The sequence below is a fragment of the Pseudomonas sp. PvP028 genome (genome assembly GCF_017832255.1).
GTDB lineage: Bacteria > Pseudomonadota > Gammaproteobacteria > Pseudomonadales > Pseudomonadaceae > Aquipseudomonas > Aquipseudomonas syringae.
The window spans coordinates 3,998,871-4,014,182 of the sequence record NZ_JAFIBL010000001.1 but is presented as its reverse complement, the minus strand read 5'-3'; the positions used below and the strand labels follow the sequence as shown (position 1 = coordinate 4,014,182).

Annotated in this window: 13 protein-coding genes; 2 read left to right on the top strand and 11 right to left on the bottom strand. The window is 62.7% G+C overall.

Features of this window, described 5'->3' with window-relative positions; all coding sequences use genetic code 11:
- The first annotated feature begins 45 nt into the window (after positions 1 to 45).
- Entirely contained in the window at positions 46 to 999 is a 954-nt protein-coding gene (gene ftrA, locus JOE34_RS17840) for a transcriptional regulator FtrA (protein ID WP_003314848.1), read from the top strand.
- Here the strand turns inward: ftrA and JOE34_RS17835 are convergent.
- From JOE34_RS17835 to JOE34_RS17785, 11 genes are all read right to left on the bottom strand, one after another.
- A complete protein-coding gene (locus JOE34_RS17835) occupies positions 959 to 2,149 on the bottom strand; it encodes a serine hydrolase domain-containing protein (protein ID WP_209996257.1) in 1,191 nt (396 codons plus the stop codon). The two genes, ftrA and JOE34_RS17835, sit on opposite strands and share 41 nt — an antisense overlap.
- A 3-nt stretch (positions 2,150 to 2,152) precedes the next feature.
- Complete coding sequence (locus tag JOE34_RS17830; RefSeq protein WP_198701742.1) at positions 2,153 to 3,307, bottom strand: iron-containing alcohol dehydrogenase; 1,155 nt, start codon at positions 3,305 to 3,307, stop codon at positions 2,153 to 2,155.
- A gap of 23 nt (positions 3,308 to 3,330) precedes the next feature.
- Positions 3,331 to 3,975, bottom strand: a complete 645-nt coding sequence (locus JOE34_RS17825; protein WP_003394100.1) for a LysE family transporter — start codon at positions 3,973 to 3,975, stop codon at positions 3,331 to 3,333.
- 15 nt (positions 3,976 to 3,990) lie between these two features.
- On the bottom strand, positions 3,991 to 5,739 hold the full coding sequence (locus JOE34_RS17820; RefSeq protein WP_003394098.1) for an FAD/NAD(P)-binding domain-containing protein: 1,749 nt from the start codon (positions 5,737 to 5,739) through the stop codon (positions 3,991 to 3,993).
- Positions 5,739 to 7,922: a 2,3-diaminopropionate biosynthesis protein SbnB gene (sbnB, locus tag JOE34_RS17815; protein WP_080392805.1), complete on the bottom strand. Its 2,184-nt coding sequence runs from the start codon at positions 7,920 to 7,922 to the stop codon at positions 5,739 to 5,741. The genes JOE34_RS17820 and sbnB overlap by 1 nt, the downstream gene beginning before the upstream one ends.
- A gap of 5 nt (positions 7,923 to 7,927) precedes the next feature.
- The gene (locus JOE34_RS17810) at positions 7,928 to 9,247 is read right to left on the bottom strand and encodes a SidA/IucD/PvdA family monooxygenase (protein ID WP_029573048.1); all 1,320 of its coding nucleotides are present in this window, start codon (positions 9,245 to 9,247) and stop codon (positions 7,928 to 7,930) included.
- Positions 9,248 to 9,291: 44 nt separating this feature from the next.
- A complete protein-coding gene (locus JOE34_RS17805; protein WP_029573047.1) occupies positions 9,292 to 10,272 on the bottom strand; it encodes an ABC transporter substrate-binding protein in 981 nt (326 codons plus the stop codon).
- Positions 10,269 to 11,423, bottom strand: a complete 1,155-nt coding sequence (locus JOE34_RS17800; protein ID WP_116866775.1) for an FAD-dependent oxidoreductase — start codon at positions 11,421 to 11,423, stop codon at positions 10,269 to 10,271. Before JOE34_RS17800 ends, JOE34_RS17805 begins: the two co-directional genes overlap by 4 nt.
- A gap of 14 nt (positions 11,424 to 11,437) precedes the next feature.
- Positions 11,438 to 12,937, bottom strand: coding sequence for a methionine--tRNA ligase (locus tag JOE34_RS17795; protein ID WP_024663624.1), 1,500 nt, complete (start codon positions 12,935 to 12,937; stop codon positions 11,438 to 11,440).
- On the bottom strand, positions 12,930 to 13,322 hold the full coding sequence (locus JOE34_RS17790) for a cupin domain-containing protein (protein ID WP_122242862.1): 393 nt from the start codon (positions 13,320 to 13,322) through the stop codon (positions 12,930 to 12,932). Before JOE34_RS17790 ends, JOE34_RS17795 begins: the two co-directional genes overlap by 8 nt.
- 334 nt (positions 13,323 to 13,656) lie before the next feature.
- Complete coding sequence (locus JOE34_RS17785; RefSeq protein WP_065087758.1) at positions 13,657 to 14,622, bottom strand: tyrosine-type recombinase/integrase; 966 nt, start codon at positions 14,620 to 14,622, stop codon at positions 13,657 to 13,659.
- A gap of 223 nt (positions 14,623 to 14,845) precedes the next feature.
- Between JOE34_RS17785 and JOE34_RS17780 the strand changes: the two genes are divergently transcribed.
- Positions 14,846 to 15,310 (top strand): antitoxin Xre/MbcA/ParS toxin-binding domain-containing protein, encoded by a 465-nt coding sequence (locus tag JOE34_RS17780; protein ID WP_003314832.1) that lies wholly within the window; start codon positions 14,846 to 14,848, stop codon positions 15,308 to 15,310.
- Positions 15,311 to 15,312 lie beyond the last annotated feature (2 nt).

Below are 15,312 nucleotides of genomic sequence, written 5' to 3'. Positions count from 1 at the left end.
CGCCAAACTACTGGCTGAAATGCCAATATCCGGTAACATCGCGCCATGAAAAATCATCTCGTTGTCGCACTCATCTACAACCAGCTGTGCACCTTCGAATTTGGCTGCACGGTTGAAGTCTTTGCGCTGAAAAGACCAGAGTTGGGCGTCAGCTGGTACGAGTTTGCGACCTTCCCGGTCGACGACGGCCCGATCACCGCTGCCGGGGGCATCACCATCGTGCCGACACCCGGCGAGGTGCTGCTGGAAAACGCCGACACGATCATCGTGCCGGGCTGGCGCGGGGTGGAATCCGAGGTCCCGCAACGGCTCATCGAACAGCTCCAGGCGGCTCACGCACGCGGCGCGCGAATTTGCTCGATCTGTACCGGGGCCTTCGTTCTGGCGGCGGCAGGTCTGCTCGACGGGCACAAGGTAACGACCCACTGGCGCTATACCGACCTGCTGGCCACCATGTACCCGGGCCTGACCATTCAGCCCAACGAACTGTATGTGGATCAGGGCAGCATCGTGACCGCAGCAGGCTCGGCCGCAGGGCTGGACATGATGCTGCACCTGGTGCGCAACGATCACGGCTCGCGCGTCGCCAACATGGTCGCGCAGCGCATGGTCATCCCGCCGCATCGCGAAGGCGGTCAATCGCAATACGCATCCCGGCAACTGGTATCGGCCAGCGACGGGCCGATTTCCAACCTCATGGACTGGATTCGCAGCGACTTGCAGCGCCCGCATACCATCAAGGAGATGGCCTCACGCGCGGCGCTCAGTACCCGCACCTTGCACCGCAGCTTCATGGAAAGCACCGGGCTGACGCCTTACGACTGGCTGCTCGGTGAGCGCATTGCCTACGCCAAGGAACTGCTGGAATCGTCGAAATTACGCCTGAACGAAGTGGTGGACCGCGCCGGCTTCGGCTCCGAAGAGTCGTTTCGCCGGCACTTCCGCAATCTGGTAGGCATCAGCCCGAGCAGTTACCGCAAGCAATTTGCCCGGGCCTGACCCCCAGCCTGGGGTAAAGCGCATCGACGATTGCGTCGGCAAATTCGCCCCATGCGCCGGCAACCGCCGTGTTGGTCAGGACCACCATGCTCAGCGCAGCACGCGGATCGACCCAGTAATGGCTGCCATACAGCCCGCACCATGACCAGGTTCCCGCGCCCTGCCGCTGCCCGGCGAGCACTGGATCGGCGAGGATCATCGGCCCCAGCCCGAACCTCCAGCCGGGCCCGCGGCTGGCGATGCTCGTCTGGCCAATCGCATTGCCCAGCAAACGCGCGGTACTGGCCTCACTCAATACCGGCGCGCCGCCGAGACGCAGGCATTCGAGCAATCGAAGATAGTCATCAGCCGTGCCCAGCATTCCCGCCCCGCCCGACTGATACGCATCGGTGTCAAAGGCGCGAGCTGCGGACAGCCGCGCCTGACCGCTGTCGAGCAACACACCATCGTCATCGCCGATACGCTGCGGGCCGCTGACACCGTCCTTGTAGGCACTGGCCACCGGCCGCTCCGGCAGGTGCCTGAATGAGGTCGCATGCATGCGCAGAGGCGCGGTGACCCATTTATCGATGGCTTCTGACAACTTCAGGCCAGTGGCCTGTTCGACCACTGCACCCAATACATCCGTGGCCAGCGAGTACCCCCAGGTGCTGCCGGGCTCGAACAGCAAGGGCACACGCGCCAAACGCGTCAGGTTTTCCTGCAGGTCGAACGCTACCCGGTCCAGCCCGTCCGACACCCCGGCCCGCTGATAGGCATTATCGGGCGCCTGCTCAAAGCCATAGCTCAAACCGGACGTGTGTGACAGCAGGTGCTGCAGCGTGATGAGTGGCTCGCGGCCATTGGCCAGACGCGGTCGAAAAGCTGGCATCCAGTGCGTTACCGAAGCGTGCAAATCCAGCACACCCCGTTCACAGAGCCGCAACACCGCGACCGAGGTCAACAGCTTGGTCAATGAGGCCAGGCGAAAACGCGTGCGGCGGGTGACCGGGATCCGCTGCTCGCGATCGGCCCAACCGCGTGCACTGGCGTATGCCAGGCGGCCCTGGCGAGCCAGCAACAGCACGCCGCCGACGATCCGGCCCTGCTCGACGAAACTCCGCCAGACCTGGTCGAGACGCTGTATGCCCGCCTCGTTCAGGGCAGCCATGGTTCACTCGCCCCTCACTGCACGGCTGAAAATCTGCGCGTAGACCTGCGCCGAATGGCGAATCGGGTTGGTGTGCGAGCAGCCATCGGCGAAGGCCATCCGCCCGACCCGCTCGGCTTCGCGATCATCGATGCCGATCTCGCTCAGCGTATGCGCAATGCCAATCTGCTCGCGCAGCGTCAGCAGCCAGTCCATAACCCCGGAAAACCCGGGCGACGGCAACCGCAGGTAAACCGCCAGATCGTCCATTTGCGTCTGCAGCACCGATCTATTGGCCTCCAGCACATAGGGCAGCAGGATCGCGTTGAGCAAGCCATGATGCTGATCGTAGAGCGCCCCCAGGCTCTGCGCGATTGCGTGTACGCCGCCCAGACCACGCTGAAACGCGGCCGCGCCAAGGCTGGAGGCCACCAGCATCTGCTGTCGCGCCTCCAGATCCTGCCCATCGGCAACAACGCGCGGTAAAAACGCTTTGATCATCTGCATGCCCTTGACCGAAACCGCCTCGGCCATCGGGTGCCAGGCCGGCGAACACCAGGATTCCATGCAGTGGGTCAAGGCATCGGCCCCAGTGGCGGCGGTCAAGTGCCTGGGCAGGTCGAGTGTCAGCGTGGCATCCAGAATCGCGATGCGCGGCATCATGCGAATGTGCAGGATGGTGCGTTTGACCTGCGCCTGTTCATCGGTAATCACCGACGCACGCCCGACTTCAGAGCCGGTCCCGGCCGTCGTCGGCAGCGCAATCACCGGCGCAATGCCATCCGGATCGGCGCGCAGATGGTTGTCGTTGATGTCTTCGAAATCCCATAACGGGCGGGTCTGGCCCGACATCAGTGCGACTGCCTTGGCAGCGTCCAGCGCCGAGCCGCCGCCAAACGCAATCACACCATCGTAGCCACCGGTTCTGTAAGCGTGCAGCCCCTCGGCGACATTGGTGCCGGTCGGGTTGCCCTTGACCCGGTCAAACAGGCCGCAGTGACCCAATTGGCTGCGGCAGTCCTCTACGGCGCTGGCGATCATGTCGGTGCTGCCGAGAAAGCTGTCGGTGATCAGCAGCGGACGCTGTATGCCGGTCACCCTGCAGGCGTCGGCCAGTTCATTGACGCGTCCTGCGCCTGCGCGGATGGAAGTCGGGTAGTGCCAGTCGTTGCGATGCATGCAGGTATTCCTTTACAGATGTTTCAGTGAATGAAGCCAGCCGGCAGCAAACCGATCAGCAGGCGCAGACCGAAAGCGATCATGAACAGGCCGGTGACGATGTCGATGGCCTTTTTCATGCGCTGATAACGCGCCTGTACCGCAGGTATCGAAAACAGCGTGGCGAGCAGCACGAACCAGGAAATCGCCAGTACCGCGATGATCGACACACCTGCAGTGCGCACCCACATCGGCATGCCTGGCGTGGTCACGGTGGTGAACACGCTGGTGTAGAACGCCAGCGCCTTGGGATTGGTCAGGTTGGTCAGCAGGCCGAACCGATAGGCGCGGCTCAGACTGCCAATGCCCAGCGCAGCGATGTCCCTGGGTTTGGGCTGGCTGCCGGCACTGCGCAGGCTTTTGCTGCCGAGCCAGGTCAGGTAGGCACCGCCGAGCAATTGCAGCGTCGGTTGCAGCCATGGCAACTGCTGAAACATCAGCCCCAACCCGGTGGCGGCCAGCAAGGCCCAGAGAATGCTGCCCGAGGCAACGCCCAGCCCGGCACAGATACCCTGCTGCCGCGACTGGCTGAACGAAAGTTGGGTGATGACCAGAAAGTTCGGACCGGGGCTGATGATCAGCACGATGAACGCGCCAGCGAGAGCGGTCAGCAAAGTGATTTCGTACATAGCAATAATTCCTTTTTAATTAATAGCTTGAGTGGCTTTTCTCAACTGAAATGTGATGCCACTTGAAGTTGTGTTTGTCAGCGTATCCAGGCATGACTCGACCGCCCGGCGCGCCTCGATCAGCGCGCGACAGGTCGGATCAGGTGTCGGTACGTAGTGGTTGTAGAACGTGCAGCCTTCCACGGCGGGCCCGAGAACCCAGAGCCGCTGCTGCACCTCACCGTCGCGACCGATTGCGCGGCCCACGGCGTCGGTGTCGATGCCATCGGCAGGCCAGGCATGGGCGGCACGAATCAGCCCGCGCTTGCGCAGATCGTTGATCAACCCATGACGACTGCCCGACACACCGCTGTGGGCGACACGGGCAGGCAGGCGGTTGTGCGGCTCCTGCACGTCACTCATCGGCGGCAAGACCGTCACGACCCCGGCCTCGATCAGCGCCAGCAGGTCTTCATGGCGTTCCTTCTGCGGCCCGCCGACCAGACGGTTGCTCAGTCCTGCCCAAGTGCCGTAGAACTCCAGCGTCGAAGACTCGGTCAGGCCGTTGCGATCGGCGACCAGACGCAACAGGTCGCGATAATCGCGCCAGACCTCCAGCGCCTGACAGATCGGGCTGTGCGCGGTGCCCAGCCGACTCAGGGCCAGGTCACGTTTGATCCAGTCGACGAACCACGGCCCATACGAGCCTTCGGCGCCAGACCAAGGCTGGGTGATCATCCAGTACTCAGGATCGAATGCACCCCATTGTTCTGCCAGACGGGCAAACACTGCCGGTCTGGAGATTGACTCGCGCAGCAGGCGCTGGACAGAGTCCAACCGCCCAGGCGCCTCCATCCGGACCCTGGCCTGATAAAACACGGCACGCATCTCATCCTTGATCAGGGGCAGTACATCGGTGCGAAAGTCGAGCCGCCCGCCTTCCTTCTGCTCGCGCAGACGCGCTAGGGCGTCGGCCGTGAAAAACAGCCTTGGCAACGGTGCGTGACGGCAGGCATGCCATTGCGGCCTGGCATGAAACGGCAATCCGCTACGCGAATACATCAACACCCTGGGCTCGCGTCCGGACGGCAGGTAACGCCAGCCGGCGAAGCCGCCATCACGCACGTAGCGCCCACCACGCCCCTGAGTCAGATGCGCCAGCGTGTCCATGGCCGTCAGCCCAAGGCCTTCGATGACCACGCACTCGCCGACGTCCTGCTGCACGTGGGGATCAGGCGCATGTCCGCTGGTGAGGAACACGCCGTCTACGTCCATTGCCAGACTGCCGGTGCGCAGCCGGAAACCCGGCGTTTGCGACCTTGGCTGGCAGCTCAGCACCTGCTCGGCGTGGTGACGCACCTGCACATGCGCCGGGCAGCGTTGCAGCAGGAAACGGTAACTGTCCTGCAAATAGCGCCCGAGCAATGCTCGCGGCACGAAATCGCCAAATGCGACCGCTCTGCCCTGCCCATCCAGGCTGACATGGCCGCGCGCATCCAGGCGTACATCCTCACGGCTGCACCATTGCAAAAAGGTCGGGCCTGGCGGTTCACACGCCGGAAATGCCGAGGAAAACGCCGACAACTGACCGGCCATGGTGTTGAGCATCAGGTAATCCGGCTGCTGCGCAAGGTGCAACCCGCTGCCCGGCGACTGCGGATCGAACACCTCGATACGCAGCGGTTGCTGCACGGCGTGACGACTCATGCCGATCAACTGCTCCAGAATGCTCAACCCGCGTGAGCCCATGCCAATAATGGCGACGGTATGCGTGTGCATGGCCATCACCAGCGCGCCGATTCAAAGAAGAACTGCGGCACCGGCAAAGCGCTACCCTCGGCCACCGCCTGGCGATACACCCGCTGTCCCACGGCGAGGTCCAGCACGCCGAGCCCGAACGGCGAAAAGATCGAAGCCTTGTCCGGGCTCAGCTCCACTTGCCCGGTCATCAGCTGTGCCAGCGTCCCGGTAATGAACGAGCGATGCTGATACTGCTGCACGGCGAGGTCAGGCGAGGTCTGAGCCTTGAGGCAGTGTTCGACGTCATCGAGGATGTTGTTGGCCTGGGCAATGACCTCCGGCCCCAGATCGCGCAACGAGATGTTCAGCACCAGTTGCCCCGCTTGAAACACCGGCTCCAGTACATAGGGGCTCGGCGCAGTAGTGGCGAACACCACCACATCGGCTTGCAAGCACGTCGCCAGGTCGCTTGGCTCGCTGTACAGTCCATGGTGACTGGCAGCATGCCCGACCAGCGCCAGCGCCGAATCCTGTTGCTGATCGAAGACACTGACCGCGTCCATCGCCCAGCCATCGCTGACGAACATGTCGAGGATGGTGCGGGCAATGAAACCGGCACCGATGAACGACATTCGCCCGACATGACGCTGCTGGCGGTTCATCCAGCGCGCAGCGAGCACCGCCGAGGCTGCCGTGCGCATGGCACTGATGCGCGAGGCCTCCAGGCAGGCAAAGGCATAGCCGGTCAGCGGATCGTTGAGGATCAGCACCGCCGAGGCGCGCTGCAGGCCCGTGTCGATATTGCCCGGAAAGCTGGAAATCCATTTGATGCCACTGACCGGCTGCTCGCCCGACAGGCTGGCGGGCAAGGCAATGATGCGATTGGCCGGCGCCTGCGCAAAGCGCAGAAAGTAACTGTCGGGGTTGATCGTGCGGCCAGCCTCATGATCCAGATAAGCCGCCTGCACATCATCGATACAGGCCAGCGGGTCTGCCGCCAGTAGGCGCGCAACCACCTCACCATCGACCACATGGAACGCCGCCTTCTTCAGCCGCTCGGCGGCCAGCCAGAAGGTTGAACTCTGCTCCTGCGCAAGCGCGCTTGCACCCGAAGGCGCTGCGACTGAACCGCCGTTTTCGCGAGCAAGCTCGGTCCCACAAGGCGTTGCGTGCGCGCGCACGACATTTACACACCTATTCTGTGGGAGCGAGCTTGCTCGCGAAGGCGTTTTCACGCTTCCCGGAGATGTTGCAGCCTCTGATGAGGAAAGATCCGCCAAGGTCATGCTCAGCACTTCGCGGCCAAACCGCTGCTCGACCCATTGGTCATCGTACAGCGTGTCCAGGTAGCGCTCGCCCCAGTCCGGCGATAACGCCACGACCACTGAACCGGGCTCGATGCGCTCGCGCCAGGCATGCACCGCAGCGATCACCGTTGCGGTCGACCCGCCGACCAGCAATCCCTTGCTGCGCGCGAGGATGCGGCACATGGCGACGGTGCGTGATTCCGGGACCATTTCCAGCGCATGAATGCCGTCGGCGTTGAAGATTGGTGGGCGCTGGCTGGTGCCCAGTCCGGGAATGAAGCGCCGGCTGGCCGGGGTGTCGAAGGTCACCGAGCCGACGCTGTCCACAGCAATGATTCGGGTGGTCGGATGATGGCGCTGAAAATGCTGAATGCAGCCCATCAAGGTGCCAGTGGTCCCGGCACCGACGAACACATAATCGACATGGCCGAAATGCTGGCTGATCGAACGCGCCGTGGTTCGCGCATGGGCGCGCGGGTTCGCTGCATTCTCGTATTGATTGAGCCAGACATAGCGCGGGTCGCTGGCCACTTTTTGGCGGATCAGCTCGATGCGCGTCCCAAGGAACCCGCCGTTGGCGTCCGGGATTTCGACCTGGATGACCTCGGCGCCGTAGCTGCGCATCATGCGGATGTTGTGGCTGGAGCTGTTGGGGTCGACCACGCAAGTAAACGGGATGCCCCGCTCAGCGCAGATCATCGCCAGCGCCACCCCGAGATTGCCCGACGAGGACTCGATCAGAATCGTGTCCGGGCCCAGCAGCCCCCGAGCCTGAAGGTCATTGATCAACCCCACAGCAGTCTTGAGCTTGATCGAGCCTGCCGGGTTGAGCGATTCCATTTTCAGGAAAAAATCGGCCCCCAGGCCAGTCACCTTGAGGAAGGCCTGATCGTGAACGATTTCGCAAAGAGAGTTGTACATGGGCTTCACTTCCACTGTGCCAGCAAGGGTTCGGCGGCCGGTGCTACGGCCTGCTGAAGGGCCGTGGCGATACGCTCGGCGCGCAGTGCCATCAGTGAAAACGACTGACTGTCACTGATTCCGTGGCTGCGTTCGGAAAGACCGTTGACCCAGATATTCACGTCGCACTCGCCTTGGGTGGCGACCTGATAATCCCGATCGATGAGCAGCCCCCCGTCGACATCGGCCCGCAGCCATGGCTGCAAACCACTCAACAACGGCGGTATCAGGTACTGCTGATACCCGGTGCCGAGTACCACGGCGTCGACCTCCAGCACTTGGGTGCGCTGGCTAAAGGTGTCGGTCAGCTCGACCCGGTAGCCCTCGGCGACGGGCTCGATGGCGCTGATCACGCTGTAGGCGTAGGTCTGCAGGCGCTTGCGACCAGCGATGGAGTCTTCGTAGATCAGCGAAAACAGCTTCTGGCTTTCGTCCGGATCGATCCCTGCGTAATTGGTCGAGCGGCTCCAGTCGAGAAAACGCTGCCGCGCGGCCGGGTCCAGGCTATGGAAATAATCGACGTGATCCGGGGCGAATACCCGGTTGGGGAACTGACCCAACTGAGTGAGTTTGAAACCGGCCGAGCGATGCACTGAATGCACCTCGATGCCGGCGTCGCGGCTGACCAGCTCCAGCACCGACTCACTGGCGCTCTGCCCCGAACCGAGCACCAGCCAGCGCTTGGGCAACTGCTCGCCCAAGGCTTGCAGACGGCTCAAAAACTGCGACGTATGAAACAGCGTCGGGCCGATCAGCGACTCGAACGCGTGGGGAATACGCGGCGCGCTGCCGCTGGACAGCACGACATTGCGCGTCGTGAAGCAGGTATCCGGCGTGCATACGCGTAGCTCATGCAGGCGTCCGTGACGCAACACCGGGTCAATTCCGGTGACCAGCGTGTTGAAGCAGGTCTGGCTGTCCACCTGCGCGGCGACCCAAGCCAGATAATCCGACCATTCATGACGACTGGCCGGGCGGCCCAGCAGGCCGAAATCGAACATTCGCCCGTGTTCCTTGAGGTACATGGCGAATGAGAAGCGGCTGCGCGGGTTGCGCGGGGTCACCAGATCGCGAAATACGTGATGATTGATGTCCGTTCCGGCCAGCAGCAGTTCGCGATGCCATTGGCTGTCCTGCGCAGCTTCCAGATAGCGAACGGACATCGCGCCCAGTGGGTCATTGGCCTCCCGCGCATCGGCAAACGCGCAGGCCAGCGCGATACCGGCCGGACCGAAGCCGATACAGACGGCGTCCGAATGTAAAGTGTGTGGTGTCGAGTTACCCATGAAGTTCCTGTCCTTAGAGTTGGTGTAAAGCGGTGTTTTGGGGGCTATCGGGTGACACGGCTCAGCCCGGTGGGGCCTGGCGTCCAGAGGCAGGTCGTCGCGCTGCGCAGCTCGCCCTGATCGAAGCTGACCGTGCCCAGCGGTGTGTTGAAGGTGCTGTGCCGAAACGCATCCGGCAGTCGCCCGGCGCGAAGACCGCTGCGGGCCACCTCGGCCAGCACGTAAAGCATCAATAGGCTTTCGCGAAAGTAGGTCTGTGGCTCGGCAGCGAACAGTGAGCGGTGCAGTGCCTGGGCCTGACAGCGATGTCCGGCGCTGTCGGGGGCTCCGAAGCCGATCACGAAGGTGTTGCCGTCGTGCGCTGCGGCGCGCCCCAGATACGGCGAGGCAGCGTCGTCGGTCAGCACCAGCGGTCGGGTACTGCCGGCTTGTCGCCGCGCTTGCCAATGCTCGCGACTGGGTTTGAGGCGTCCGGCAAACACCTCGACATCGGCCTGATCGAGCTCGTCGACACGTTGCAACCCGGCACTAGCCAGCGACGCGCTGATAGCAACGCACAAGGCTCGACCGTGAGCACTGTCGTCGGCCTGGACATGCACGCGCGGCCACTGACGAGTCGCCAGCCAGCTGACCAGATCCGCCGCCAATTGCCGGTCCGAGGGGCAGAAACGAAAGACATTACGGTGCTCCAGAGTCAGGCAATCAATCGTCGCAGCGGGGGCTAGCAGGGCAATACCGGCGTGTCGATACAACGGCGCGGCAGCGACGGCTGCATCCGAAGAGAAATGACCGATGACCAGGTCGGCCTTCCAGTCGATCATTTGCCGGGCTACATCGGCCCCGCGAACGGCATCGGCAGCGTCGTCGAGAAAGTGCCACTGCACCCGTTCAAGCCCCGGCATGCAATTGCGCGCTACCGCCAGTGCCCTCATGAAGGTCCGTGCATGCGGCGTGTCGTCGGGGTCGAACAGAGCGCTGACCCCGACCCGCAAGCCCGGCAGGCGCGAGTCGACCGAGGGCATCATGACTGCACGCTCGCCAGCGCGAGGTCTTGTGCTGAAAAGCCCGGCATCGACCTGCCTGGCGACAATGCCGCCCAGCCAGAGCAAGCGCGATCCTTTCCAGCCAGATGCCTGCGCAGTTGCTCGACAGCAATATGCGCCACGCCGGGCGCGAACTTGAAGCCCAGCCCGGACATGCCTGCGGCCAGATACACCGGGCTGCGCTCGGCACAGAACCCCAGCATCGGCCGACCGTCGGCGCTGTAACTGTCGAAACCGGGCAACACATCGAGCACATGCGGCTTGCCGGCCGAGGCGCACAACTGGGCGACGCGCTTGCAGGCGTCTTCGCTATGCCGTGCATCGGGCTGCGCAAGGTGCTCAGGCCACAGGCCGCTGTCACGCGCGCCACAGCCGGTCTGCACGATATGCCGAGTCAGCGGTATGCCGTAGCTCTGGGTAACCGCATCAATCACCGGCATTGACCAGTCGCCTTCGGTCAGCACCCGGGCAAGAGGAATCGAGCGTGCTTCCAGCCCCGGGTGCGGCACCAGGTGCTGGCTCCAGGCACCGGCCGCGACCACCACGGCCCGGCAACGCAGCGTGGCGCTGCCCAGGTCGATGTGCACAAGGTCGGGTGCCCGGCAGTCAATGGACTTGATCTCGCGATGCTCGAGCAGCAAGCCCTGCTGGCGTACCGACTGACACAGCGCAGCAACGGCCTGGCGCACATTGCCGACGCAGGCGCGCGGCTCGAACAGGTTGACCCGTTCCAGCGTCGGGCAATGCGGGTAGCGCCGGCCATCGAGCTCGTGACCTGACAGCAGGCGCATCGGGTAGCGTTCGCTGCCGTACTGGTCGATGGCGCGGTGCAGGTTATCCAGCTGGTCCGTAGCCGCCCGGTAAATCACCCCGGTACGCCGCAACGCACTGGCGTAAGTGCTCGCAAAAACGCCGTCGTCCATCAGGCTGATGGAATAGGCCGCCAGCTCCATCAGCAGCGGATCGCTGTCATACAGGCGAACCAGGCCGCCGGAATAGCCGCTTGCGCCCAGGCTGCCGGCTGCGCCCTTGTCGATCAACGCGACCGACACACCGGCGCTGCACAGCTTCGCCGCGATACTGGCGCCGGTGATCCCGGCGCCAATGACCGCTATCTCATAATCGATGAGCATTGTCGTGAATCCGTTCAGATGGAGTATTCAGCGGCCGGGCCGTTCATCAGCGTCGCGTGGACGCGGGCTTCAGGCAGTCCGTACGCGCTGATGATCTGCGCTGACATGTCCGGAATCAGCGCCTTGCCAAGCACCGCGATGAAAGCTGCCAGATGGCTGATCGGGCGACCTTCGGCCAGACGCGCGCGAGTAATGGCGATCACGTCCAGCAGCACATGGGCCATGCGTTTCATCGAAAACTGCGCAGGCTCCGAGGCTTTGCTCCACTGCACGCGCAACGCTTCCAGCAAACTGGCGTCTGCCCCGCAGAGGCCGCTCCACCAGTGGTCGTCGCGGTTGCTGCCGGCCTCCAGCAAGGCCGGAAAAAACTCGCCGAACACCTCTGCCCGCCATGCCAGAAACTGCGCCAGGCGGAAATCACCCTCGCTTTCCTCCGGCGCGATACTCGCCAGATACAGGCGCGCACTGTCGGCGCAGGCTTCACGGGCCAGGTCGCCGACCCAGATCGCATGGTTGCGGCTGGTTGACAGGTTCAGGCCATCCAGCTTGAGAAACTGATTGGGCATGAAGCGCTGGCGGACCTTGATGTCGCGCAGCGCCGTCAGTTGCGCCGGATAGACGATGGCGTGGCTGAACACACAGTCAAAGCCGAGAAAATGCACCAGCGTGCCCTGCCCTGACTGCCAGTACTGACGAAACAGCTCCGGACGCCCGACGCGGTCGGCATACTCCCGAAATGCCGCCATATAGCCCGCCAGACCCATGAACCAGGTATGCACCCGGCACGAGCCGTCGGCCTGCAGGTCGAGCCCGCCGTCGCCCGGGCGTGTGACGCCCCAGTCATGCAGGTGCTCCAGGCTGTCGCGCAACCAGCTGTCGAGCGGCTTGCGCCATGACTGGCCCAGCAGGCGGTCACGCAACTGCGGCTTGAACCCGGCCAGTTTCAGAAACGCGCGATGGACGTTTTTCCATTGCGAGGGCTGACTGCAAAGCTTGCAGCGCAAGTCCGTCATCAGCTCGGCATCAGGGGCCTGGGCGCAGTTCTCGCACTGACTGGCATCGGACTCGGCACCACAATAATTGCAGTTGCCCCGGGCAAACGCCTCGTAACCCCAGACATCGCAATCAGGGCAATACGGCTCGCTTGAATCCCGACATTCGATCGCGTCAGCATCACGCAACGCACCGAACACCTCACCCACCGCTTCGGCGAACCACGGGTTGTCGTGCGGGCGCATCCAGTTGTCGGGCTGTATGTTGATGGCCGCCAGCGAGGCCTCGATGCGGTCGGAATTGCGCCTGGCCAGCTCCACCGGGTCGACGCCCTGCTCCAGTCCTTTGCGCAGCATGTAGGACTGGTAGTCGTCGGAGTAGGACACCAGCACACACTCGTGGCCACGCTGGCGCTGCACGCGGGTAAACACATCAGCGGCCAGAAACGGCCCGGCGATATGGCCTATGTGCAAATCGCCGTTGGGGGTAGGTGGCGTGATGGTGACAATGAACTTACTCATCGATGCACCCCGTGGTCTCGCTGTGCTGCGCCACGAACGCGTTGACGTAGTTCATGTCCCACCAGACCACATAGAAGTGGAAGTCCTCGGCGGAATCGTTGATGACGTAATGGTTGGTGTGTTTCGGAATGGCGGCGATATCACCAACGGTGAAATCCATCTGCCGGTCACCGACAACCAAACGCGCACTGCCCTTGATGGCAATGAAGATTTCCTGATCGATCTGGGTGTGTGCTTCGCTGCAGGTGCCCGGACGGACCACGCACCAGCCGCCAGCGAACGGCATCGGGTAGCCTTCCCACGGCAGCAGGCGGCTGCCATCCAGACCGTACTCATGTACCAACGAGTCGAATCGGGTTTTACGGTGTATTTCGAACTTTTCCATGCTCAGTCCCGTACGTTTCAAGTGCGGCAAAGCATGGAATTGTTGCCAATTGTTGGCTATCCGATTTCCGGATAGCTCAGGGTTGAACTATCCAGTTTTTGGATGGCGATCCGCAGGCAGGCCCGCCGTCTTATTTTTTTTGACAATGACGGTTATCGATAACGCTGATAACTGAATCGGGGACGGCGGTGTTAACGTTGCCGGCGATGAACGAACATTTCTCCCGGCCCCGCGAATCCGCATCGCGATGCCGGTGAATCTCTGCTCTGCTTCATCACTCCTTTGGTTAGATCTTTTAAGCCACCCCGTTTACGCGAGGTGGCTTTTTTTTTGCTCAAAGATCAAACCGGTCCACAACATTGCGCCGCTCGTTGTCACTGCGCATGTCATAACTGGCGGTGGTCGAGATGTGCGTGTGATGCGCGAGCTTCTGGGCAATCGACAGATCGAACTCTTCGATCACCCGGGTGATGAACGAACGTCGAAAGTCGTGGGGCATGATGTTCACGCCCACCTGGCGCCCGCGCTGCTTGGCGATGAAGTAAATCGCATGCTTGGTGATTCTGTCGCGGGTGATATGGCTGCCACGGCGGATCCGGTTGAACAGGAACGGGTCGTCGCCCTGCCCCGGCTGGAGGCATGAGCGGCGCAACTCCAGCCAGTCGGTCAGCGCCTTGAAGGCCCATTCGGGGGCGTACTTGATCAGTTGCTTGTTGCCTTTGCCCAGCACCCGCAGGCTGCGCTCGGCGAAATCGATCTGGGAAAGGTCGAGGTTGACCGACTCGGACTTGCGCATCCCCGAGCCATACAGAATGGCAATGATCGCGGCATCGCGACGCCCTTGCGGCCTGGGGTCGGCAGCACAGGCTTCCATCAGCTCACGAATCAGCGTGCGACGGATGTTGCGGCCCTTGACCAGCCGCGTGCCGCTGACCGGTTTGATAGAGCGGATTTTCAGCAGTTGATCGTGGCTGATCAGGTCGTGTCGCCAGGCTTCGTTCATCACGCCGCGAATGGCGTTCACATACAGCGAGGTGGTATTGGGCGCGTAGTCATCCTGACGCAGCGTTGCGACCAGCGCGGTAACGTGGCCAGGTTGCAGGGTATGCCAGGGAATATCATGAATATCGACGTCAGCCATGCCCAGCCGGTCTGCTGCATCCTGCAGAACGTAGGTCATGGTCAGGCGGCTTGAAGGTGCCAGGCGGTCGAGGTAGAGGCGCAGCGGCTTGTTGACGTCGGGCAGCGAAGGCTGGCTGACGACGCGTGCGTCCTTATCGGTGTGAGGGTCGTGCGGCATAGAAAGCGACGCCTTTTCTGGTGCAAGCGCGTGCCAACAGCCACGGCGCTTTTCATTCGTATTCAGGCGACCGACTTTAGCACGAGGGCTCTGGTGCGACACCTGCGCTGCAGCGCACCACCTTTACCGTCAGGCAACGCCCGGTAACATCCTGCTGCTTGAACGACGCGTCGCCTGGGATAGCCTTGGCCGTCCTTTCCGCCATCGAAGGCCGGCACGCACCTTGATTCCTTCCTCCGCCAGCAAAACAACTGGCCGTCGTGAAGCGGCGGCCAGTTTCTGGTTGCTGACCCACCAGCTCAGTCAGCGCAGCGAAGCCGAACGCCTGACGAACATTCAGGCGGGCTTTGCGCCGCGCTGGATCCGTGCAGTACGGGAAGCGCTGGCCCTTGGCCCCCGGCAAATGGAAGCGCTGTTTAACGCATCGATTTCAACCCTCGAACGGCGTCAGCGCCAGCAGCAGTCACTGGACCTGGTGGCCTCCGAACGCCTGGACCGTGTGGCGATGATTGCCAGCCACTCCCTGCAGGTGTTTGCAACGCCCGAGCGTGCCGGCCAATGGCTGGTTGCCCGCAACACCTCACTCGGCGGTCGCACGCCGTTGCAATTATGCGAAACCGGGCTCGGCACGACGCAAGTGCATCGCGCACTGGTCGAACTCGAGTGTGCCAGTGCGAACGCGCTGTGATT

Excerpts from the sequence above, each read along its gene's own strand:
- sbnB (WP_080392805.1), bottom strand. The coding sequence starts at position 7,922 with ATGTACAACTCTCTTTGCGAAATCGTTCACGATCAGGCCTTCCTCAAG.
- JOE34_RS17785 (WP_065087758.1), bottom strand. The coding sequence starts at position 14,622 with ATGCCGCACGACCCTCACACCGATAAGGACGCACGCGTCGTCAGCCAG.
- JOE34_RS17820 (WP_003394098.1), bottom strand. The coding sequence starts at position 5,739 with ATGGCCATGCACACGCATACCGTCGCCATTATTGGCATGGGCTCACGC.
- JOE34_RS17790 (WP_122242862.1), bottom strand. The coding sequence starts at position 13,322 with ATGGAAAAGTTCGAAATACACCGTAAAACCCGATTCGACTCGTTGGTA.
- ftrA (WP_003314848.1), top strand. The coding sequence starts at position 46 with ATGAAAAATCATCTCGTTGTCGCACTCATCTACAACCAGCTGTGCACC.
- JOE34_RS17795 (WP_024663624.1), bottom strand. The coding sequence starts at position 12,937 with ATGAGTAAGTTCATTGTCACCATCACGCCACCTACCCCCAACGGCGAT.
- JOE34_RS17800 (WP_116866775.1), bottom strand. The coding sequence starts at position 11,423 with ATGCTCATCGATTATGAGATAGCGGTCATTGGCGCCGGGATCACCGGC.
- JOE34_RS17805 (WP_029573047.1), bottom strand. The coding sequence starts at position 10,272 with ATGATGCCCTCGGTCGACTCGCGCCTGCCGGGCTTGCGGGTCGGGGTC.
- JOE34_RS17825 (WP_003394100.1), bottom strand. The coding sequence starts at position 3,975 with ATGTACGAAATCACTTTGCTGACCGCTCTCGCTGGCGCGTTCATCGTG.
- JOE34_RS17835 (WP_209996257.1), bottom strand. The coding sequence starts at position 2,149 with ATGGCTGCCCTGAACGAGGCGGGCATACAGCGTCTCGACCAGGTCTGG.
- JOE34_RS17830 (WP_198701742.1), bottom strand. The coding sequence starts at position 3,307 with ATGCATCGCAACGACTGGCACTACCCGACTTCCATCCGCGCAGGCGCA.
- JOE34_RS17810 (WP_029573048.1), bottom strand. The coding sequence starts at position 9,247 with ATGGGTAACTCGACACCACACACTTTACATTCGGACGCCGTCTGTATC.